The organism is Streptomyces sp. NPDC057287 (genome assembly GCF_042667905.1).
Classification (GTDB): Bacteria; Actinomycetota; Actinomycetes; order Streptomycetales; family Streptomycetaceae; genus Streptomyces.
Genome location: NZ_JBHUYV010000002.1, coordinates 289,849 through 310,958 on the forward strand (window position 1 = coordinate 289,849; position 21,110 = coordinate 310,958).

Here is a 21,110-nt window from a genome sequence, read left to right on the forward strand (position 1 = left end):
AGGCGCAATTCCCGGAAGGGGATGCGTAAAAGGGTTCCGTGCGTACCGGATCCCTGCGGATCGATACGCACGGAACCCCGGTTCCCTACTTCACCGAGTCACCGAACATCTGGGTGAAGTCTGGAACGCCCGCGCGGTTGTGGGTCTTGGCGAAGGTCGCCCGCGCCCTCTCGGCCACGGGAGAAACCTGGACCTCCACCTCGGGGAATTCCTGCTCGGACGTGTTCCGTGCAGTGTTGTCAGCCATGTTCGCCTCCAGAGCGACGTTGCCGGCAGTTCTCGGCGACAGTACGACAGGAATTGTGCGGCGAACAAGAGGTGATATTCGGACGGTCGATTACCGGATGCGGTCATAAATAATTATCGTCAGAAAATGTGTTCTAGTCGAACGGCTCGTCGTTCCAATGGGGGGCGGTCACCTCTCCGGACCTCCAGTCCCGGCGCAGCACCGCGTAACCGACCGCGTCGTGAACGGTTCCGTCCGACGACGGCCACGCCTCCCGGTAGTGCGCTTCCTTGGCGTAGCCACAGCGGAGGAAGACGCGTCGCATCGCGCTGTTGTCCTGTCGTGTGTTGCCCTCGATGCGATGCACGTCGGGGAACTCCTCGAAGACGTACCTGGTCAGCCAGGTCACGGCCAGGGTGCCGATGCCACGACCCCGGTCCGCGGCCCGGAGGCGCAGGTCGAACAGGGGTGTGTGGTCCCCGAGGTCCATGAGCCTGAGCAGACCCACGGCCGCTCCGTCGACGTCGATCCAGAAGCTCCTGTTCTCCCCGCTCTCGAAGCGGCCTTCCGCGATCCACTGGCCCACGGTTTCGTGGTCCACCTCGCTGGTGCCGTGAAAGGGCCAGTTCTCGCTGGTCAGAAAATGGATGAGGGGCTCGGTCTCGGGCGCTGACAGGCGCCGGAAGATCATATTCACGGTCGCCACCCTACGGCCTGTGTTCACTCCCCGGTGCCTGAAGCAGGAAGTCCTGGGCAGAGATTCTGGTGCGCGGTTCCCGACTGGATATCGACGCTCAATTACTCTGGGGGCGGGGAATAATGCGCCGGGCGATATCCCGTCTCGTTCGCAGTGGTTCGCTCCATCCGCTCGGGTCGGTGACTTGGTGTGCTCCGGGTCAAGGAGGAGTTACCGTGTGCCGCCGAGGGGCCGATATCACGCATTCCGGCGCATGCGATGGCCGAGAAGTGGAGCCGTTACCGGCGGAACTGTCACGCGGGGGTTCCTCGGGTGATCCGGGGACGTCATCCCGCGGAGTGGACGGGCCGGGCTGAAATCGGCCAATTTTCGGAACAGGTGGCAATTCCGCTGCTCCAGGACGGTGCACTCCGGCGCGTGCGCCGGGAATTCGCCGTGCACGCCGGGCTGTTGAGGGCTTGGCCGTCGGACGCCATGAGGAGCCCCTGATTCTCGGCACGAACCACGGGCTTCTGCCGTCGCCCGTGTTCCCCGGACGACGTCGCCAGTGGGACGGGGTGGGCCGGGCGGCTATCGCGGGGACGCGGTCCGAGCGGGGCGGGCCGGAGAGGCGGCACGGGAGGAATCGGGGGAGTGAGGACGGCCAGGATGAGCGTGTGCCCCTTCGGGACCGATCGTCGGCGTGACGCGCTCGCCCACGCGCTGGGCGGCGGTGCGCCACGCAGTCGTGACGGCCCGATGCGCGGCTCTGCTCGCTGCCCCGACCTCCTTCGGCAGGAGAAGGGGTGCACCGACGTGTACGTGGAGGCGGGGACGTCGGACGGGGGCGGTGAGAAGACCTGCCACCTGCTTGAGCCCGCTTCCGGAGGTCAGGCGTCGGGCACCGGCCTGGCCGACCGGAATGATCCGGGCTCCGGAGGCGGCGGCCAGTCGGGCGACACCGCTACGGAAGGCTTGGGGAGCGGCTTCGGCGGCATCAGCGCGTGGAGGAATGCGCCCCTCGCCGTAGATGAGCACATGTCTCCCGGCTGCGAGTGCGTCGGCGGCGCTCTCCAGCGCGTCGGCCGCACGGCTGGTGCGGCGGTGGACGGGGACGTGGCCGTCGCGGTCCAGGAAGTACCTCAGGACGGGCACCCGCCACAGGCCGGCGGTGGCGAGGACGACGGGCTCGATGCCCAGCCGGCGCAGAGCGGCCAGGACGATGCCTGGGTCCGCCAGGGAGGTGTGGTTGGCGACGAGGATGCCGGGGGCCGGGGCGGCCGGCAGATCCGATGAGGTCGTCAGGCGCCCGAAGGCGGGGACGACGGCGGTCGCCATCTGGCTGAGCACGGGACTCCTGAGATTCGGGCGTCGAGGTGATGCCCATCGTCACGCGGTGGCGGGGCCGGTGGCCTGAGCCCGTGTACTCATCTCGGAGAGCGGCGGGGGGCGCAGGTGCTCAGCGGAAGCAGGGTCGGACAGGTTTTGTGCGCGGTTCCGTTCGCTCGGACACAGCGGTCGTGAAACGGGGTTGGGGAGCGTCACCTGGTGGTGCCGGACGACAGGGACGTCGGCACCGGTGAATCGTGCCGGTGGCCCGGCAGCTGTGCGGCCGACGGGACAGGGAAGCGGGGATCTCACCCGGTCCCCTCGGCAGCGGGGCCGACCAGCAGGACGAGCTTTCCGCGCACGCGCCCCTCCTCGCCGACGCGATGCGCTTCGGCGATGCCGGCGAGCGGGAAGGTCCGCGTGACCGGAAGCGAGAAGCGCCCGGACTCGATCAACTCGCCGATCTCGGCCAGCGCATGGAGCGCGCGGCCGCCGTCCCCGCTGCTGAACGCCACACCGTGCTCCTGTGCCCCATGGAAGTCGGCGATCGTCACGACACGCCCCGGACCGCCCGCGAGAGCGATGAGGTCGGGCAGGATGCCGCTGCCGGCGACGTCCAGCGCGGCGTCGACGCCGTCGGGTGCGAGCGCCCGCACCCGCTCGACGAGGCCCTCGCCGTAGGGGACGGGCTCGGCCCCGAGCGAGCGCAGGTACTCGTGACGTGCCGGACCGGCGGTGCCGATCACGCGCACGCCCCGCACCGCGGCGAGCTGCACCGCGGCGCTGCCGACGTTTCCGGAGGCGCCGCTGATCAGCAGGGTGCCGCCGCTCGCGACGCCGAGCCGGTCGAGTGCGCGCGTGGCCGTCTCGATGGCGGACGGGAGCGCGGCAGCGCCGGGGAAGTCGAGCGACGCCGGGATCGGCGCGTAGGAGGACAGGACCGCCAGCTCGGCCTGGGCCGCTCCCTCGGTGGAGAAGCCGAACACACGATCGCCGACCGCCACGTCCGTGACGCCCTCGCCGAGCTGGTCGACGACGCCCGCCGCCTCGTGGCCCAGGGTCTGCGGGAGCTGCTCGTCCATCAGACCCCTGCGCTTCATCCAGTCGCTCGGGTTGATCCCGGCCGCGCGCACCGCGATCCGGACCCGGCCGTGACCTGGATGCGGATCGGGCAGATCCACGATCTCGAGAACCTCCGGACCCCCGAACCGGTTGAAACGGACTGCCTTCATCACTCGCTCCGAACTCGCCCCGTGGTGTCGCGGTCGCCGCACGGAGAACAGTCTCCCAGCCTCTGTCCGCCGGGCCGAGCCCAGCGCGCCGGACAAGGGCCGGAGCCGTGTCCCGGGTTATGTCCCCGGGGTGGTTCGGGCGGTTCCCCTCGGCTGCACGCACTTGTTCGTGGCCGTCGTGTTCATGGCTGTGTGCTGCCGCACCGGGGTGCGGCAGCACACAGGAGTGGTACGAGCCCGGCGGTCAGCCGGTGTACTGGGCGAAGACGCGGGTGAACTCCCACGGCTGCTGGGAGACACCCGAACAGGTGTCCGCTCCGCCGCCGGTGCAGGGCCGGTCGCGATTGACCGACCAGAAGGTCAGCCGCGCCAGGTGACGCTGCTGGGCATAGCCGAGGATGGTGCGGAAGTCCTCGACGGTCACGGTCTCGGCGTTGTCGGTGATGCCGTTCATCGAAGAGATGCCCGTATGCCGGTAGGCCTGGTCGTCCGAGTACCCGTAGGCGCTCTTGACGGTGTTCTTCAGCCCTTCGGCGGCGCGGACGGTGAGCTGGCCCATGTTCTGACCGCTGCCGCCGAAGTTGAACGGCATGATCGTCCAGCTGTCCACCGTGAGTCCGGACGCCGCCGCCTTGCTGATCAGGCTGCTGTCGGGGCCGTTCTGGCCGGTCCCGAAGGTGACGTACAGCTTGATCCCCGGGTTGTTCGCCCGGACCGTCTTCAGCGCGTCGACCGTGCGCTGCTGGACGGTCGGGCTGTCGTACGCCGCCGCCTCGATGTCGATGTCGATCGCCTTGAGCCCGTAGGCGTTGATGACCTTCTGGTAGGCGGCGGCCAGCTCCGCAGCACTGCCGCAGGAGCTCTCCAGCTTGTTGCCGCTCCAGCCGCCGAACGACGGGATCACGTCACCCCCGGCGGCGCGGACGGTGTTGACCGTCTGCTGGTCGACGCCGCCCGTGAGGGGACGGCCGCCGTCCCACTGCGGGTTGCAGTAACCGTTGCTCAGGACGAACGCGAGGGTGAACCACTTGACGCCGGTCGCGTTCATCACGGTGGTGGGGCTCGGCGGGCTGCCCCAGCCGTTGTAGAGGTACGGCGCCACGGCCATGGCACCCGGCCCGGGGGGTGTGGTGCCACCGCCCGGCGCCGTCCACTTCTGGTTCGCGGCGCCGGTGCAGGTCCAGATCTGCAGCCGTGTGGCGTTGGCGGAGGTGTTGCCGGTCACGTCCAGGCACTTGTCGGCCTGGGGGTTGACGATGTCGCGTGCGGCGCTGACGGACCACCGCTGGGCGGCGCTCCCGTTACAGGTCCACAGCTGGGTGCGCGTGCCGTCGGCCGTCCCGCCGGAGGCGACGTCGAGGCACTTGCCGAGGGCGCGGAGGGTGCCGTCGGTCCCGGTGGTCCACTGCTGTGCCGCGCTGCCGTTGCAGTCGTAGAGCTGTACGGCCGTGCCGTCGGCCGTGGCGGCCCCGGCGACGTCGACGCACTTGCCGCCCAGGCCCGTGATCTGTCCGGTGGCCGCCGCCGCGCCGCTCGCCGGGGTGACGACCAGTCCGGTGATCAGAGCGGCCGCGGCTGCCGCGCCCAGGCCACGCCGGAGGGCGCGGCCGAGCGGAAGGAGCGTCATCGGGTCACCGTCCACTTCTGGTTCGCGGCTCCGGTGCAGGTCCAGATCTGCATCCGTGTGCCGTTCGCCGAGCTGCTGCCGATGGCGTCGAGGCACTTGTTGGCCTGGGGATTGACGACATCACGCGCCGCGGGAACGGCCCACTGCTGGGCAGCGCTGCCGTTGCAGTCCCACAGCTGGACGGGCGTGCCGTCGGCCGTTCCGCCGGAGGCGACGTCGAGGCACTTGCCGAGGGCACGGAGGGTGCCGTCGCTCCCGACGGTCCACCGCTGTGCCGCCGTGCCGTTGCAGTCGTAGAGCTGCACGCGTGTGCCGTTGGCGGTGTTGGCGCTGGGCACGTCGAGGCACTTGCCGCCGATGCCGGTGACGGGTCCGCCGCCGCTCGGCTGTCCGCTGTCGGTGCTGACGCGGACGTAGTCCACCACGAGCTGCTGGGGGAAGGACGTGCTGCCGTCGGGGTCGCCGGGCCAGTAGCCGCCGACCGCGAGGTTGAGGATCACGAAGAAGGGCTTGTTGAAGACCCACTGCTTGCCGCCGAGGTCGGCGGGGGTACGCCGCTGGTAGACCGTGCCGTCCACGGACCAGGTGATGGCGTCGGGGCTCCAGTCGACGGCGAAGGTGTGGAACGCGTCGGCGAAGGCCTGCCCGCCGGGCAGCGAGTATCCCGCGCCGATCCCTCCGGAGCCGGAGTAGCCGGGGCCGTGCAGGGTGCCGTGGACGGTGCCGGGTTCGAAGCCGACGTTCTCCATGATGTCGATCTCACCGCTGTTGGGCCAGCCGACGCTGCCTATGTCGGCGCCCAGCATCCAGAAGGCGGGCCATATGCCCTGCCCGCGCGGGATCTTCATCCGGGACTCGACACGACCGTACGTGGTGGTGAACTTTCCGGACGTGTTCAGCCGGGCGGAGGTGTACTCGCACCGGCCGTACCAACACTGGTAGTTGCCCGGATTCTCCTTGCGCGCGGTGATGACCAGGTTGCCCTGGCCGTCGAGGGTCGCGTTGCGGTTCCCCGCGGTGTAGTACTGCCGTTCGTGGTTGCTGACGTTGTCGCCGGTCTCGATCTGCCACTTCGAGCCGTTCACGGCGGAGCCGGCGGCCCCGTCGAACTCGTCGGAGAACGTCACGGCGGTCGGCGCGGCCGCGACGGCGGTGCGTGCGGACGGTTCGGCGCCGGGCGTGGGCGCACCTTGGGCCAGTCCTGCTGACAACGAGGTGAGCGTGAGCGCCGAGACGAGCAGAAGGAGCAGACGCCTGGGCAGACGCGCGGGATCCATGACTTTCCCTTCGAGGACATGACGAGGAAGTGAAATGGCATGCGCATGACATTCGACGGAGGCGGTAGGGCCTCGCCGGATGGTGGAAGGGGGTGACGCGTTGTGTGGGGGACTTACTTCATTACGTGATTTAAGAAGTGAACGATAAGCCTGTCAAGAGCCTGGTATGGACCAAACGCTTTGAACGGAGGTGTGTGACCGCCGATATGTGCGAGGCGGCAGGGGGTCGCGCCGGATTCGGTGCGGCACTTTCGAGCCGACCGGGCGACGCGCCTCGGCAGTCCTGGGGTAGGAGCGGTCCCCCCTGGGTACGTCGGAGGGGCGCTGTGGCGCGGGAGGCGGGATCGGCGCCGAACTCGCCCGCAGGGGGGGGCGTGCAGAGCACTTCCCTCCAGTGCGTACGGCAGTCGTGGGAGCGCTCCCGCACTGTTCGGCAGACTCGGCCGCGCGCCGTGCACCATCGCAGCGCGCGCCGTGCACCACCGCATCCGGACACTCCGCGCCAACGAAAGGAAGGCTCATGCGAACACCTCGTGTCCTCTCCCGGAGGGCCGTACTGACGGCCGCCGCCGCGGGCGCGGTCGCCGCGGCCTCCCCCTCCCACGCGTCCGGCGCCCGCTCACCCCGGCCGGCCGGTCCTCCGGCGACCTACCGGACGGTGGGCCGCGTGAAGGAGGCCGCCGACGGATTCGTGCAGTACGCCTGGCCGGGCATCGCCTTCGAGGGCCGGTTCAGGGGCACCGGCGTCGGGATCGTGCTCGACGACGCCGCCAACGACTACGACGTCCAGATCGACGGACGGACCGTCAGCACGTTGGTGACGCCCGGCCGCACCACGTCCTGGGTCGATGGCCTCGTCGATACCGGACACGGCGTGCGCCTCGTCAAGCGGACGGAGAGCCCGTGGGCTGCCGGCCGGTTCGGTGGGTTCATCCCGACGCGAGGCGGAGTCATCCTCCCGCCTCCCGCGCCGCGCCGCAGGCAGATCGAGTTCATAGGTGACTCCTTCACCGCGGGGTACGGAAATGTCTCCGGCACGCGCGACTGCTCGGGAAACGGAGGGGTCGACCGGAACAGCAACGCCGATCTCGCCTTCGGTGCCCTCACCGCGAAGCGGCTCCGCGCCGACTACCAGCAGAACGCGTTCTCCGGCCGTGGCATGGTCCGCAACTACAACGGTGGCGAGCCCGGAACCGACTACCGCACCTATTACGACCGGGCCCTGCTGGACGTGGACGGCGACGTCTGGCGGAAGCCGGGCAGCTGGCGGCCGCAGCTCGTCGTCATCGGCCTGGGCATCAACGACTTCTCGACCCCGCTCGACCCGGGCGAGCGCTGGGCCACCCAGGACGACCTGGTGGCCGCCTACGCGAGTGCCTACCACGGCTTCCTCGACACGCTGCGTGCGCGCTACGGCACACGGACCTTCCTGTTGGTCGGCGCCACCGCGGTGTCCGGCACCACCGCCTTCGCCGACACCGCCCGGCGCGTCGTCCAGGAGCGTGACGCGCGGGGCGACGGGCGGATCGGCTACTGGTACTACGACGATCCGGGTCTGGACCGCCTCGGCTGTGACTGGCACCCCTCGCTCCATGACCACCAGATCATCTCGGGCCTGCTCGATCGGAGGCTTGCCGCTCTTCCGCTTGACTGGTGAAGGGACGGACGGTCCGGGCCTCCAGGTGCCCGGACCGGTGGCCGGCGAGCTGCCGCAGCGGCACGGGGGAGGCGTGGCGGCGTCCGGTAAGGCGCGTCACGCCGCTTCAGGTGCTGCGGACAGGCTCTGTTTCACGTACCGGCTGACGTCGTCGGCGAGCACTTCGGTCAGGCCCTGCTCGATGGCGGCCACGGCCTGGGCGGCGACATCGGCCGGGTCGGCCTTCTGGTCGGCGGGGACGCCTGCGGCCATGTCCGTGTCCATGTAGCCGACGTGCAGCGCGGAGACGGTGATGCCACGCGGAGCCAGTTCCTCGCGGACCGCGTCGGTCTGGGCCCAGGCGGCGGCCTTGGACGCGGCGTACGAGCCCAGACCGGCCGGGTGCAGCCAGGACAACACGGACAGGACGTTGAGGACGGTGCCACCGCCGTTGGCCTCGATGACCGGGGCGAAGGCCCGGGTCGTGGCGAGCGGTCCGAAGAAGTTCGTCTCCATCTCGCGGCGGACGGCCTCCAGGTCGCCACCGATCAAGGCTGCCGCGGTGGAGATGCCGGCGTTGTTCACCAGCAGTGTCGCGTCCGATGCGTCGCATGCCGCGGCCCGGACGGACTCCGGGTCGGTGATGTCGAGGGCGAGCGGAACCGCCCCGGGCACGTCGACGGTCCCGGGGCGGCGTGCCGCCGCGTACACCTTCGCTCCGCGCTCCACCAGCTGGACGGCCAGCTGACGTCCCAGCCCCCTGTTGGCACCGGTGACCACTGCTACAGCGCCCTTGAGTTCCATGTCTGCTCCCCATGTCTGCGTACGGGCCGGACGGCCGGACCGCGTTAGATTATGTTCGTAATCTAAAAACAGCATAGAGTAGATGTCGACCGACATCCAAATGAGGAGGTGGCTCATGGGCCGCGTAGCGCAAGCTCAGGCGCAGGAGAACCGTCAGCGGGTCGTGGACACCGCGTCGCGGCTGTTCCGGGAGCAGGGCACCCAGATCAGCGTCTCCGACCTCATGAAGGCGGCCGGGTTGACCCACGGAGGCTTCTACAAGCAGTTCGCCTCGAAGGAGGCACTGGTCGACGAAGCGACGGCCCATGCCTTCGGCGAGCACGCCGAGCGCCGTACGGCCGCACTCGCCGGCCATGAGGGGCGGGAGGCCGCCCGGCAGGCGTTCGTCGAGGCCTATCTCTCCGTCGAGCACCGAGACGCCGCGGCGGACGGCTGCCCGGTTGCCGGGCTCGCGGTGGACGTGGCGCGCGGAAGCGGTGACAGCGAGGCCCGCCGGGTCTACGCCGAAGGAGTCGAACGCTTCGCGGAGTGGCTGGCCCCCGACGACGGGGACGGCATCGCGCAGCTGTCCACGATGATCGGGGCGCTTCTCCTGGCGAGAGCCACCGAGGGGTCACCGCTGTCAGAGAAGGTCCTCGCCTCCGCGCGCGCCACGTTGACGTCCGACGGCTGAGGCCCTGTCGCTCGACGGGGCCGCGTCTGCGGGCATCCGCGGTGAGGTGGTCGCCGGCCCGGGGGAGTCAGGGCCGGGGTCGGGCCGCGGGGCCGGGGCGGGCGCTGACCTCGGAGGGGGACAGGGCGCTGTGCCCGCGCTCGCACTCGACCGCCACCCGCACCGGGGCTCCGCACGGTTCGTGCCGGAGGTCGAGGACCGGCCCCTCCGCCTCGCCGCCCGTGTGTGCCTCGCCCCACTGCTTCAACGCCACGAGCACGGGCCACAGGTCCCAGCCCTTGCGGGTCAGGCGGTACTCGTTTCTGGAGCGGCTGCCGGGCTCCTGGTACGCGACGGTCCTCAGGATGCCTGCCGAGGTCAGCTTCCTGAGCCGGTCGCTGAGGACTGCCTCCGACAGTCCGATGTGGCGACGGAACTCGTCGAAACGGCGCACGCCGTTACTCGCGTCGCGCAGGATCAGCAGCGTCCACTTCTCCCCGACGAGGTCGAGCGTGAGCTGGACCGGGCAGTTCTCCGTGCTCATCTCAAGCCACTCCATGGCGGCATTCTAGGACGCTGGCTGCGTGATTGACAGTCAGGTGGGGGCGCAACTAGCTTCATTGTCCGAAGTCAGATCGGGAGGAGACGGAACGTGGGAACGCGCACGTACGAGTGGGAGGATCCCGCGCTCACGGCGGCGGCCGTAGGGCATTCCTCCGGGCTGGACTTCCTGCGGGATATTCAGGGAGGCCGGCTCGCCCCGGCGCCGGTGAGTGCGACCGTGGGCTTCGCCCTCGACGAGGTCGAGAAGGGCCGCGTGGTGTTCATGCTGGTGCCGGGGGAGGAGCACTACAACCCCATCGGCAGTGTGCACGGAGGGATCTACGCCACCCTGCTCGACTCCGCGGCCGGCTGCGCGGTCCAGTCGACCCTGCCGCCGGGCATGGCGTACACCTCGCTCGACCTGACCGTGAAGTTCCTGCGTCGGGTCACTGTGGACACGGGCACGGTCCGCGCCATCGGCACCGTCGTCAGTGCAGGTCGTCAGACCGCGCTCGCACAGGCCCAGTTGGTCGACGCGGCGGGACGTGTGCTTGCCCATGCGACCAGCACCTGCATGCTGTTCCCGCTGCCCACCGGCTGACCGGGCCGCCTTGCACGGCGCCGGGGCCGGACGCGGAGGGCCACCGGTCCGGACGTGGAGGGCAGTCCGACCTGCCGGGACCGGACGCGGAGGACCACCCGGCCTGCCGGGACCGGACGCGGAGGACCACCCGGCCTGCCGGGACCGGACGCGGAGGACCGCCCGGCCTGCCGGGACCGGACGCGGAGGACCACCCGACCTGCCGGGACCCTGCGGGTGGTGGCACCCGTCCACGCCGACGTCGAGTCGACCCGTCGGCCGACCTGCCGGGCCTGACCTCGGGTTCGTCCGATTTCATCCCTTTTAGTCCTACCCTGACGGTCTTGACCAACCGTCACAAAAGGGGAATCCGGTGGCATCGCGACTCAACCCGTACCTCAGCTTCGCCGGCGACGCACGGCAAGCCATGGAGTTCTACAAGACTGTTCTGGGCGGAGACCTGACACTGCACACCTACGGCGACACCGGAGGGGACGGCGCCGGGCGGAGTGACAAGATCATGCACGGCACGCTGGAGACGGCCGGGGGGTTCACGCTGATGGGCGCGGACAATCCTCCCGGGGCGGAGCACAAGCCCGGGAACAACTTCGCGGTGAGCCTGAGCGGGGACGACTCGGACGAGCTGCGCGGCTACTGGGACAAGCTGTCCGCCGGCGCCACCGTGTCCGTCCCCCTGGAGAAGCAGATGTGGGGCGACGTGTTCGGCATGTGTACGGACAAGTTCGGCATCGCGTGGATGGTCAACATCAGCGGCAGGTGAGCCCGGCCCGGGTGGAGGCCCGCCGGAGGGTGGTTCGGGCTTCTCGGTCGCTGACGCACGGCATGTCGTCACCCGGCCGGGCGACAGGCAGCTGCTCGCGGGTGGGCCCGAGCCCGGGCGAGGCGTCCGGCAGGAGTGCCCGGGCCGGGCCGTCGGCCGGCGCCTCCGGGGGATACGGACGGCGCGCGTACGGGATCAGGCCTCGTCGAGTGAGGTGCAGTGGAGGATCGTCGCGTCATCCCCCGCCACCGCCTGGCGCGCCTCCGCCCGGCGGACCCGGTGGATGATCCCGGCGGGTCCGTCCGACGACAAGCCGGTGATGAATTCCGGCCAGTCGCCGAGCCGGAACCGGTCCACGTAACGGGAGGCCCCGTTGCTGAGCAGAACGGCACCGGTCAGCTCGGAGACGGGGCAGCTTCCGGTGATCGCCTCGTCCGCTGCCCGTGGGTCGTCCTTGGCCACCCAGAACCCGCCCGGCTGGTTCCGGTGGGCGCGCAGTTCCCGGAGGAGGCGGTGGTACTCGGCGCTTCCCGCGGGGGCCGCCTCCAGGAGAGGCCGGTACGACTCGCTGATGGTCACCTCCCGGGGGTCGGAGACGACGAGCGGTGCACCGTCCGTCCGGTCGAGCACGAGGAACGAGTCACCGAGCACCAGGTAGTCCAGACGCCCGCCGGACAGGCGCAGGACGGCCGCGGTGGCCGACGGACTGATGGGGTCGGCCACCTCGCAGGTCTCCCTGTGGCTGTCCGTCACGCACTCGACGGCTTCGGCCAGCAGCGCGGGAAGACCGCGCTCCGGCGCGACCGACAGCAGGGTGAGAAGACTGCCTCCCAGGCGCCCGGCGTACCAGGCGACACCGTGCCGGCAGGTCGATTCGGCGCCGGGGATTCCGGCGCCGTCGATCAGTACCGCTGCCGTCGGTACCGCGCCGGCGAAGTCCTCGTTCGCGGCATGCGCCGCGGCGCTCGTCATCGTCACCCGCATGGCTGCTCGGTCCTCCTGGTCGTGGACGGGACGTCGGCAACCGCAGGCACGGCCGCATCACCACACCGGCGTCGCGGTGGACACACGACCGAGAACATATGCGGTTGCGTCCACCTTCGTGTGCCTCTTGCGTGAACAAGTGGTGATTGATGCGCACGTAACACGGGAACGGGGCAGAAGATGGTGTGGCCGAGGGGCCCGCTGCCCGCGCAGGGAACCGCGCACCTCCAACAGCGGTCCTCTCGGCTGCTTCCGTACGTGCACGCGCTCGGTGGACTACCTCCCGGCGGGCGGGGGCGCGGTGCTGTCGCGCACTACCAGCCGCGTGGGCACGAGCGTGGTTCCGTGTTCGACCCCGTCGTGGCGCATCCGCCGCAGCACACCCTCGACGCAGAGCCTTCCCACCTCGGCGAAGTCCTGGTGGACGGTCGTCAGGGGCGGCATGAAGGAGCCGGCTTCCGGGATGTTGTCGAAGCCGATGACGCTGACGTCGTCGGGGATGGTGCGTCCCCGCTCGCGGAGTGCCCTCAGAAGTCCCAGCGCCATCTGGTCGTTGGCGGCGAACACGGCCGTGCAGTCCTCCTCGTCGGCGATGCGGAGTCCGGCGCGGTAGCCGGATTCGGCCGACCAGTCTCCGCGTACGACCGGCGGTACGGAGCGGCCCGCCCCGGTGAGTTCGGCCTGCCACGCGTCCGCGCGGCGTTGGGCGGCGAAGGACTCCTCGGGTCCGGCCAGGTGCCACACCGTGCGGTGGCCGAGGTCCAGGAGGTGCCGTACAGCTGCCCGTGTGCCGCCGGCCTGGTCGCTGTCGACCACGGTGTAGCGGTCGCCGGCATCCGAGTCGGCGACGACGACCTGGACGTGCGGGGGCAGGGAGAGCGTCGCCACGTCGAGCAGGTGGACCTCCATGATGACGATGACGGCGTCGACCGCCAGTTCCCCGAGCCGGGAGAACGCGCCGCGCACCTCGTCCTGCGTGGGGACGGCCACAGGAAGGAGCGTGACGGCGTATCCCTCCTGGGCGGCGGAGGTGGCGATCGCCTCCAGCGTGCGCATGTTGCCCGTGGTGGACAGGTTGAAGGTGATGACGCCGATCGTGCGGAACTCGCCGCGCTTGAGGGCCCGTGCGGCGCTGTTCGGCCGGTAGCCCAGCTCCTTCATCGCGGCCAGCACCTGACCCCTGGTCTCCTCGGTGACGCCCTCGTATCCGTTGGAGACGCGGGAGACGGTCTGGGACGACACGCCGGCCAGGTGCGCGACGTCCGCCATGGAGGCCGTCCGGGAGCGCCGGGCGGCCGGTCCGCCCCTGCGGGCCTCCGCCCGTGGCGTGTTCGTCGAGCCGCTGTCCGCCGTGTCCACCCGTCTCCTCCGTCGTTCGAGCCGCCGGATCGCCCGGCGACCCTTGACCGTCCACATCATGCCGGTGTAGACATTCGGCCATCAGATGTTTACGTAAACATACCAGTCCCGACCTCGTGCGGAACGCGATGTTTACGCAACCATCCCACCGCCGTGCGACGCCGGTTCCGAGATGGACGAGCGAGGAACAACATGACAACGCTTGAAACCGTTGCGGGTGCCGACCGGCCACCCGCGAAGCGGGGCCGCCGGTCATGGACGGGGTGGGGATTCATCGGGCCGTTCGTGCTGGTCTTCGCCTTCGTCTTCCTGGCGCCGATCGTCTACTCGGTGTACCTCAGCCTCTTCCGGGACCAGCTCATCGGCGGCACCACCTTCGTGGGCCTGGACAACTACCGGCAAGCCCTTCAGGACGAACAGTTCTGGACCTCGCTGAGCCGTGTGTCGCTCTTCCTGCTCATACAGGTGCCGATCATGCTGGGCATCGCCCTGCTCGTCGCGCTCGCGCTGGACAGCGGACGGCTCTACGGCAAGGACTTCTTCCGGATATCGATCTTCCTTCCGTACGCGGTTCCCGCCGTGGTCGCCACGCTCATGTGGGGCTTCATGTACGGCACCCGCTTCGGCCTCGTCAGCGACGTCAACGACGCGCTGGGCGTCTCGCTGCCGGACCCGCTCTCACCCGGCCTCGTCCTGGCTTCGATCGGAAACATCGTCACCTGGGAGTTCGTCGGCTACAACATGCTGATCTTCTACTCCGCGCTGCGCGTCATCCCCAACTCGCTCTACGAGGCGGCGGAGATGGACGGCGCCGGGCAGATCCGCGTGATCACCGCCATCAAACTCCCCGCCATCCGCGGCGCCCTGGTCATCGCGACGATCTTCTCGATCATCGGCAGCTTCCAGCTGTTCAACGAGCCGAGCATCCTGCAGAAGCTGGCGCCCAACGCCATCACCACCTCCTACACCCCCAACTTCTACACCTACTCGTTGTCCTTCTCCGGCCAGCAGCACAACTACTCGGCGACGGTCGCCATCGTCATGGGACTGATCACCATGGTCATCGCCTATGTCGTCCAGCTGCGCGGCATGCGCAAGGAGTCGTGAAGCGATGAGCAGCCCTCCCACCACCCTCCCGCCCGTGCCCGCCCCGGCCGGCCGGACCGGCACCGTCCCCCGCCTCCGCAGGCGGGCCGAACCCGGCCCGTTCCGCCCCCGGCGCAGCCTGCTGCTGACCGTGCTCACCGGACTGGTCCTGCTCTACTCGCTCGTCCCGCTCGCCTGGCTGGTCATCAGCGCCACCAAGACCCAGCAGGGACTGGCCGATTCGTTCGGCCTCTGGTTCAGCGGCGACTTCGCCCTCTGGGACAACGTCACCGAGACCTTCAGCTACGACGACGGCGTCTTCACCCGGTGGCTGCTGAACACGGTGATGTACGTCGTGGTCGGTGCGGGCGGGGCGACGCTCCTGGCGGTGCTCGGCGGCTACGCCCTGGCGAAGTTCGCCTTCCCGGGCAAGCGCGCCGTCTTCGCCGTCGTCATCGGCGCTGTCGCGGTGCCCGGTACGGCGCTGGCCGTGCCCACCTTCCTGATGTTCAGCAGGATGGGGCTGACCGACACCCCCTGGGCCGTGATCATCCCCTCCCTCATCTCGCCCTTCGGCCTCTACCTGATGTGGGTGTTCGCCTCCCAGGCCGTACCGGCCGAACTGCTGGAGGCCGCCCGCATCGACGGGGCGGGCGAGGTGCGCACGTTCTTCCAGGTGGTCCTGCCGCTGCTCGCACCCGGCATCGTCACCGTCCTGCTGTTCACCATGGTCGCGACGTGGAACAACTACTTCCTGCCGCTGATCATGCTCAAGGACCCGGACTGGTATCCGCTCACCCTGGGCCTCAACAGCTGGAACGCCCAGGCCGCCACGGCCGGTGGAGAGCCCGTCTTCAACCTGGTGATCACCGGATCCCTGGTCACCATCCTCCCGCTGATCGCCGCGTTCCTCCTGCTGCAGAAGTACTGGCAGTCCGGGCTCGCCGCCGGAAGCGTCAAGGAGTAACCCGGACGCGCCCGCACGGACGCGCCCCTCACAGTTCAGCCCAACCCTCATCAGGCACGGTCCCGGCCACGAAGAAGTGGAAGCCACACCCATGCGTATGAGCACACGCCGCCTGCTGCGCGGCATCGCCCTGATCTCCGCCCTCACCCTGGGCGCCACCGCCTGCGGCGGTTCCGACGACGGCGGCTCCGACCCGAAGCAGGTCGGGGCCGGGGACATCGACGCCGCGCTGAAGAAGGGGGGCACCCTCACCGTCTGGGCATGGGAGCCCACCCTCAAGCAGGTGGCCGCGGACTTCGAGAAGGCGCACCCCGCCGTCCATGTCGAACTCGTCAACGCGGGCACCGGAAACGACCAGTACAAGGCCCTCCAGAACGCCATCTCGGCGAAGAAGGGCGTCCCCGACGTCGCGCAGATCGAGTACTACGCGCTCGGGCAGTACGCCCTGACCAAGGGCCTGGACGACCTCGGACCCTACGGCGCCGACAAGCTGGCCGAGAAGTACACGCCGGGCCCGTGGAACGCGGTGAAGTCGGACAAGAACGTGTACGCCCTGCCCATGGACTCCGGGCCCATGGCGCTGTTCTTCAACAAGAAGGTCTTCGACGCGCACAAGATCGCCGTGCCGACCACCTGGGACCAGTACCTCCAGGCCGCCAGGGACCTGCACAAGGCGGACCCCAAGGCCTACATCACCAACGACACCGGGGACGCCGGAGCCACCACCAGCCTGTTGTGGCAGGCAGGATCCCGCCCCTACACGGTCGACGGCACCGAAGTGAAGATCGACTTCTCCGACCCGGGCGCCGCGAAGTACACCGAGGTCTGGCAGAAGCTGCTCGACGAGAAGCTCGTCGCGCCGATCACCAGCTGGAGCGACGACTGGTACAAGGGAATGGGCGACGGCACGATCGCCACCCTGGCCATCGGGGCCTGGATGCCCGCCAACCTCTCCTCCGGGGTGAAGGAGGGATCCGGTCAGTGGCGGGTGGCGCCGCTGCCGCAGTGGAAGGCGGGGGAGAAGGCGAGCTCCGAGAACGGCGGCAGCTCCCTGGCCCTGCCCGCGCTCGGCAAGAACAAGGAACTCGCCTACGCCTTCACGGAGTACGCGAACGCGGGCGACGGCGTGCAGACCCGCATCAAGGCCGGCGCCTTCCCCGCCACCACCGCTGACCTGCAGTCCGAGGCCTTCCAGAACACCGAATTCCCCTACTTCGGCGGCCAGAAGGCCAACCAGGTCTTCGCCGAGTCGGCCGCGAACGTCGCCCCGGGCTGGTCGTACCTCCCCTACCAGGTCTACGCCAACTCCATCTTCAACGACACCGCGGGTCAGGCCTACGTGTCCGGGACCAAGCTGGCCGACGGCCTCAAGGGCTGGCAGGACGCCTCCGTCAAGTACGGCACCGAGCAGGGTTTCACCGTCAAGAAGTAGGCACGCGTTCCGTCCCGCCCCGTGCGGTACACCGGAAGGACCGACATGATCTCCACCCTTCTTTCCCAGGTACGGCACGGGCCGGACGGTGACACCACGCCGCGCCTCGCTTTCGGCGCCGACTACAACCCCGAGCAGTGGCCCAGAGAGGTGTGGGAGGAGGACGTACGGCTGATGGGCGAGGCCGGGGTGAACATCGTCTCCCTCGCGATCTTCTCCTGGGCCCGCATCCAGCCGGCCCGGGACGAGTGGGACTTCGCCTGGCTCGACGAGGTGATGGACCTCCTGCACGCGGGCGGGATCGGCGTCGACCTGGCCACCGCCACCGCGTCGCCGCCCCCCTGGCTGACCACGGCCCACCCGGAGATCCTCCCGGTGACCGCGTCCGGCGAGACGGTCTGGCCCGGAGCCCGGCAGCACTGGCGCCCCACGTCGCCGGTCTTCCGCGAGCACGCCCTGAGGCTGGTCCGCACGATGGCCGAACGGTATGCCGACCACCCCGCACTGGTCGCCTGGCACGTCTCCAACGAGCTGGGCTGCCACAACGTCTACGACTACTCCGACGACGCCGCGCGTGCCTTCCGTGACTGGCTGCGGGCCCGTTACGCCACGCTCGAATCCCTCAACCACGCCTGGGGCACCGCGTTCTGGGCGCAGGGATACAGCGACTGGGAGCAGATCCTGCCGCCCCGGCTGGCCGCCTCCCATCCCAACCCGACGCAACAGCTCGACTTCAAGCGCTTCTCGTCCGACGCGCTGAAGGACTATCTGCGCCTGGAACGCGACACGTTGCGTACGATCACTCCCGCCGTTCCGGTCACGACGAACTTCATGGTCATGAGCGGGACCAAGGGGATGGACTACGCCGACTGGGCCGACGAGGTCGACTTCGTCTCCAACGACCACTATGTCGTGCCCGATCCGCACTGCCGCGAGGAGCTGTCCTTCTCCGCCAACCTCGTCAGCGGCATCTCCCAGGGGCGCCCGTGGTTCCTCATGGAGCACTCCACCAGCGCCGTCAACTGGCAGCCGGTCAACCTGGCCAAGCCGCCCGGCGACCTCGCCCGGGACTCGCTCCTGCACGTCGCGCACGGGGCCGATGCCGTGTGCTTCTTCCAGTGGCGCCAGTCGGCCGCCGGCGCCGAGAAGTACCACTCGGCGATGCTGCCGCACGCCGGACCGGACAGTGAACTCTTCCGCGCGGTGACCGCACTCGGACAGAGCCTCGGCGCGCTGGCCCCGGTCGCCGGCTCGGAGCGCGAACCGGCGCCGGTCGGCATCGTCTTCGACTGGGACTCGTGGTGGGCGAGCGAACAGGACTCCCATCCCACCTCCCGCCTCGACTACCACCAGGAGGCGCTCGACTGGTACTCCGCCCTCCTCGACCTGGGAGTACGGGCCGACGTGGTCCCGGCACACGCGGACCTGAGCCGCTACCAGCTCCTCATCGCGCCGGTGCTGCACGTCGTCCCCGCGGCGCTGGCCAAGGAACTGACGCGCTACACCGAGAACGGCGGTCATCTGGTCACCACGTACTTCTCCGGTGTCGTGGACGAGAACGACCACATCTGGCTCGGCGGCTATCCCGGAGCACTGCGCGACCTGCTCGGGATCCGCATCGAGGAGTTCGGCCCGCTCCTCGACGGTGACACGGTCGACGTGGACGGTGCTGCCACGGGCAGCCTGTGGACCGACCGGATCACCGTCACCGCCCCGGACGTGGAGGTGCTGGCCCACTACCGCAGCGGTGTGTACTCCGGACGTCCCGCCATCACCCGGCGGGACGTGGGCCCGGGCTCGGCCACGTACGTCTCCACCCGTCTGGGCGCCGAAGGTCTCGGCGGACTTCTGCCACGGCTGCTCGCTCCCGCCGGGGTGGCCGCCGAGCTGCCGCACGACGCGGTCGGCAGGGTCGAGCTGACCGTGCGCCGGGACGCCGGCAACCGATTTCTGTTCCTGGTCAACCGCACCGACGGGACGGTGCCGGTGGCCGGCCTCGCCGGAGACCTCCTGATCGGCACGGCCGGTGACGGCGCCGTCGTCCTGCCGCCGAGAGGAGTCGCCGTCCTTCGGCAGCCCACCCTCTGACGTGCCTCCGAAGGCTCCGACAGCGCGCCCTCGTGACCTGCCGGTCGCGAGGGCCGCGGTCGTGGGGGAGTCCCGCTCCGTGGTCCCGGAACCCTTCCGTATGGCGAGACAGCCGGGCATCCGGAGTGATCCGGTCCGTATATTCGCACGCATGTCTGCATCGGCCCTGCCCCTGTGCCTCGCGCTGTTCGCGCATTCGGCATGGTGCGTCGACGACGGGCTCTGTAGCGGCTGAATCCCGTGTCGGCCCGCGTCCCGCGCCGCCGACCGCACCTGCCGCCGTCCGCCGAGCACCACCCGGAGACCTTCCGTGACCACCGCGCCACCTGCCGGGCCGGCCGCGCCGCCGCGCGCACTGCCCGCCCTCCTCGTCCCTTCACCCACCTCGGTGCCGCAGCCCGAGGCGCCGGCCCTGCCCCCGGTGCGCCGGACGCCCCTCGTCGTGTCCGGGCTGCTCGCCGTGGCCCTGACCGCGTACGTGTGGTCCACGCACGGCGCCAAACCGGGTGTCCTGCTCCTGCTGGGGCTCGGTCTGGGCGTCGCCCTGTTCCACTCCCGGTTCGGCTTCACCTCCGCGTGGCGGCAGCTCATCGCCGTCGGCAACGGCACCGGGCTGCGGGCGCACGCGCTGCTGCTCGGCACCACCGCCACGCTCTTCGCCCTGATCATCGGCACGAGCACCGGGCTGTTCGGCTCGCAGCCCGCGCCGTCCGGCGGGACCATCGGAGTCGGTCTCGGCGTCGGCTCGCTGCTCTTCGCCATCGGGATGCAGCTCGGCGGTGCCTGCGCCTCCGGCACACTCTTCGCCGTCGGCTCGGGGCAGACCTCCGTGCTCCTGACCCTCGGCGGCTTCATCGCGGGCGCCACGCTGGCGGCCTGGCAGTTCGACCTCTGGAAGGACCTCCCCGCCTGGGAGCCGGTCGTCCTCTCCGACCACATCGGCTGGTTCGGCTCCTGGGCCGTGACGATCGCCGCGCTGCTTCTGGTGGTCGTGGTCACACGGCGCGTCCAGGCCCGCCGCAACCCCCCGCCGCTCGGTGTCGTGCCGTCGGCGCGCACCGCGGCGGTAAGGGCCCTGCGCGGCTCCTGGCCGCTGGCCGCCGGCGCCCTGGTGCTGGCCGTGCTCGGCGCGGGGGTGCTCCTGGTGTCCGGAGGTGCCTGGGGCGTCACCAGCGCATTCAGCCTGTGGGGCTCCGAAGTGGTGGGCGCCCTCGGCGGCCACCCGGAGAACTGGACGTGGTGGCGGCAGGCGGGCAACGCGGACATGCTGGCAGGCCCGGTCCTGGCGGACAAGACCAGCCTCACCGACATCGGCATCATGATCGGTGCGGCAGTGGCCGCGGCCCTCGGCGGGACCTGGTCCCTGCACCGCGGCATCCCGTGGCGCACGGCCGTCGCATCTGTACTCGGCGGCGTGCTCATGGGCATCGGCGCCCGGCTGGCCGGAGGCTGCAACATCGGCGCCTACCTGGCGGGCGTCGCCTCGGGCAGCCTGAGCGGCTGGCTGTGGGGCGCCGTCGCCCTGGGCGGCACCTGGATCGGGCTCAAGCTGCGCCCGCTGTTCGGCCTGGGCAATCCCAAGCCGGGCGACGGGGTCTGCTGACCCTCCGGCTCCCGAGGGTCTGCTGACCCTCAGGTTCCCGGGCGCGCCGCCGGCGGTCCCGCCCGGGCCCTGCGACCACCTCAGACGCCTCCGTGGGGGGGCGCCGGGGCCCCCCCCGCGGCGGCCGGGGCCGGGGGCGCAGCCGGCCGGGGCGGCGGCCCCCCCCCCCCCCCCCGGCGCAAAAAAAGCCGGGGGGGGTGGGTGACGCCGCGACCGGGGCGAAGTTGT

Annotated in this window: 19 protein-coding genes; 9 read left to right on the plus strand and 10 right to left on the minus strand. The window is 70.2% G+C overall.

All coding sequences use genetic code 11. The annotated features are described in order from the left end of the window. Nucleotides 1–85: 85 nt before the first annotated feature. From ACFUNE_RS04570 to ACFUNE_RS04595, 6 genes are all read right to left on the minus strand, one after another. Nucleotides 86–247 (minus strand): hypothetical protein, encoded by a 162-nt coding sequence (locus tag ACFUNE_RS04570; protein WP_383562156.1) that lies wholly within the window; start codon nt 245–247, stop codon nt 86–88. Nucleotides 248–380: 133 nt separating this feature from the next. Further along, nucleotides 381–917 (minus strand): GNAT family N-acetyltransferase, encoded by a 537-nt coding sequence (locus ACFUNE_RS04575; protein ID WP_383563026.1) that lies wholly within the window; start codon nt 915–917, stop codon nt 381–383. Between the two features lie 576 nt (nt 918–1,493). Next, entirely contained in the window at nt 1,494–2,252 is a 759-nt protein-coding gene (locus ACFUNE_RS04580; protein WP_383562158.1) for a lysophospholipid acyltransferase family protein, read from the minus strand. 287 nt (nt 2,253–2,539) lie between these two features. Continuing rightward, nucleotides 2,540–3,463 (minus strand): NADP-dependent oxidoreductase, encoded by a 924-nt coding sequence (locus ACFUNE_RS04585; protein ID WP_383562160.1) that lies wholly within the window; start codon nt 3,461–3,463, stop codon nt 2,540–2,542. Nucleotides 3,464–3,707: 244 nt separating this feature from the next. Then, nucleotides 3,708–5,090, minus strand: coding sequence for a ricin-type beta-trefoil lectin domain protein (locus tag ACFUNE_RS04590; RefSeq protein WP_383562162.1), 1,383 nt, complete (start codon nt 5,088–5,090; stop codon nt 3,708–3,710). Next, entirely contained in the window at nt 5,087–6,367 is a 1,281-nt protein-coding gene (locus ACFUNE_RS04595; RefSeq protein ID WP_383562164.1) for a ricin-type beta-trefoil lectin domain protein, read from the minus strand. Before ACFUNE_RS04595 ends, ACFUNE_RS04590 begins: the two co-directional genes overlap by 4 nt. 520 nt (nt 6,368–6,887) lie before the next feature. Between ACFUNE_RS04595 and ACFUNE_RS04600 the strand changes: the two genes are divergently transcribed. Then, nucleotides 6,888–8,024, plus strand: a complete 1,137-nt coding sequence (locus ACFUNE_RS04600) for an SGNH/GDSL hydrolase family protein (protein WP_383562166.1) — start codon at nt 6,888–6,890, stop codon at nt 8,022–8,024. Nucleotides 8,025–8,120: 96 nt separating this feature from the next. Here ACFUNE_RS04600 and ACFUNE_RS04605 read toward each other — a convergent pair whose 3' ends face one another. After that, on the minus strand, nt 8,121–8,807 hold the full coding sequence (locus ACFUNE_RS04605; protein ID WP_383562168.1) for an SDR family oxidoreductase: 687 nt from the start codon (nt 8,805–8,807) through the stop codon (nt 8,121–8,123). Nucleotides 8,808–8,922: 115 nt separating this feature from the next. On the opposite strand from ACFUNE_RS04605, the gene ACFUNE_RS04610 reads away from it, so the two are divergent. Further along, on the plus strand, nt 8,923–9,480 hold the full coding sequence (locus tag ACFUNE_RS04610; RefSeq protein ID WP_383562170.1) for a TetR/AcrR family transcriptional regulator: 558 nt from the start codon (nt 8,923–8,925) through the stop codon (nt 9,478–9,480). Between the two features lie 67 nt (nt 9,481–9,547). Here ACFUNE_RS04610 and ACFUNE_RS04615 read toward each other — a convergent pair whose 3' ends face one another. Beyond that, on the minus strand, nt 9,548–10,018 hold the full coding sequence (locus tag ACFUNE_RS04615; protein WP_383562172.1) for a winged helix-turn-helix transcriptional regulator: 471 nt from the start codon (nt 10,016–10,018) through the stop codon (nt 9,548–9,550). A 93-nt stretch (nt 10,019–10,111) separates the two neighbouring features. Between ACFUNE_RS04615 and ACFUNE_RS04620 the strand changes: the two genes are divergently transcribed. Both ACFUNE_RS04620 and ACFUNE_RS04625 read left to right on the plus strand, forming a co-directional pair. Continuing rightward, nucleotides 10,112–10,603 carry a PaaI family thioesterase gene (locus ACFUNE_RS04620; RefSeq protein ID WP_383562174.1) on the plus strand — a complete coding sequence of 164 codons (492 nt, stop codon included), beginning with the start codon at nt 10,112–10,114 and terminating at the stop codon, nt 10,601–10,603. Between the two features lie 352 nt (nt 10,604–10,955). Beyond that, entirely contained in the window at nt 10,956–11,363 is a 408-nt protein-coding gene (locus ACFUNE_RS04625) for a VOC family protein (protein ID WP_383562176.1), read from the plus strand. 195 nt (nt 11,364–11,558) lie between these two features. On the opposite strand, the gene ACFUNE_RS04630 is transcribed toward ACFUNE_RS04625, so the two are convergent. Both ACFUNE_RS04630 and ACFUNE_RS04635 read right to left on the minus strand, forming a co-directional pair. Further along, on the minus strand, nt 11,559–12,347 hold the full coding sequence (locus tag ACFUNE_RS04630) for an integrase (RefSeq protein WP_383562178.1): 789 nt from the start codon (nt 12,345–12,347) through the stop codon (nt 11,559–11,561). A 276-nt stretch (nt 12,348–12,623) separates the two neighbouring features. Further along, nucleotides 12,624–13,706, minus strand: a complete 1,083-nt coding sequence (locus ACFUNE_RS04635; protein ID WP_383562180.1) for a LacI family DNA-binding transcriptional regulator — start codon at nt 13,704–13,706, stop codon at nt 12,624–12,626. 192 nt (nt 13,707–13,898) lie between these two features. On the opposite strand from ACFUNE_RS04635, the gene ACFUNE_RS04640 reads away from it, so the two are divergent. From ACFUNE_RS04640 to ACFUNE_RS04660, 5 genes are all read left to right on the plus strand, one after another. Further along, nucleotides 13,899–14,813 (plus strand): carbohydrate ABC transporter permease, encoded by a 915-nt coding sequence (locus ACFUNE_RS04640; protein ID WP_383562182.1) that lies wholly within the window; start codon nt 13,899–13,901, stop codon nt 14,811–14,813. Between the two features lie 4 nt (nt 14,814–14,817). Then, the gene (locus tag ACFUNE_RS04645; protein WP_383562184.1) at nt 14,818–15,759 is read left to right on the plus strand and encodes a carbohydrate ABC transporter permease; all 942 of its coding nucleotides are present in this window, start codon (nt 14,818–14,820) and stop codon (nt 15,757–15,759) included. 91 nt (nt 15,760–15,850) lie between these two features. Beyond that, a complete protein-coding gene (locus ACFUNE_RS04650) occupies nt 15,851–17,191 on the plus strand; it encodes an ABC transporter substrate-binding protein (protein ID WP_383562187.1) in 1,341 nt (446 codons plus the stop codon). Nucleotides 17,192–17,236: 45 nt separating this feature from the next. Further along, complete coding sequence (locus ACFUNE_RS04655) at nt 17,237–19,279, plus strand: beta-galactosidase (protein WP_383562189.1); 2,043 nt, start codon at nt 17,237–17,239, stop codon at nt 19,277–19,279. 310 nt (nt 19,280–19,589) lie between these two features. Next, complete coding sequence (locus ACFUNE_RS04660) at nt 19,590–20,882, plus strand: YeeE/YedE family protein (RefSeq protein ID WP_383562191.1); 1,293 nt, start codon at nt 19,590–19,592, stop codon at nt 20,880–20,882. The last annotated feature ends 228 nt before the right edge of the window (nt 20,883–21,110 follow it).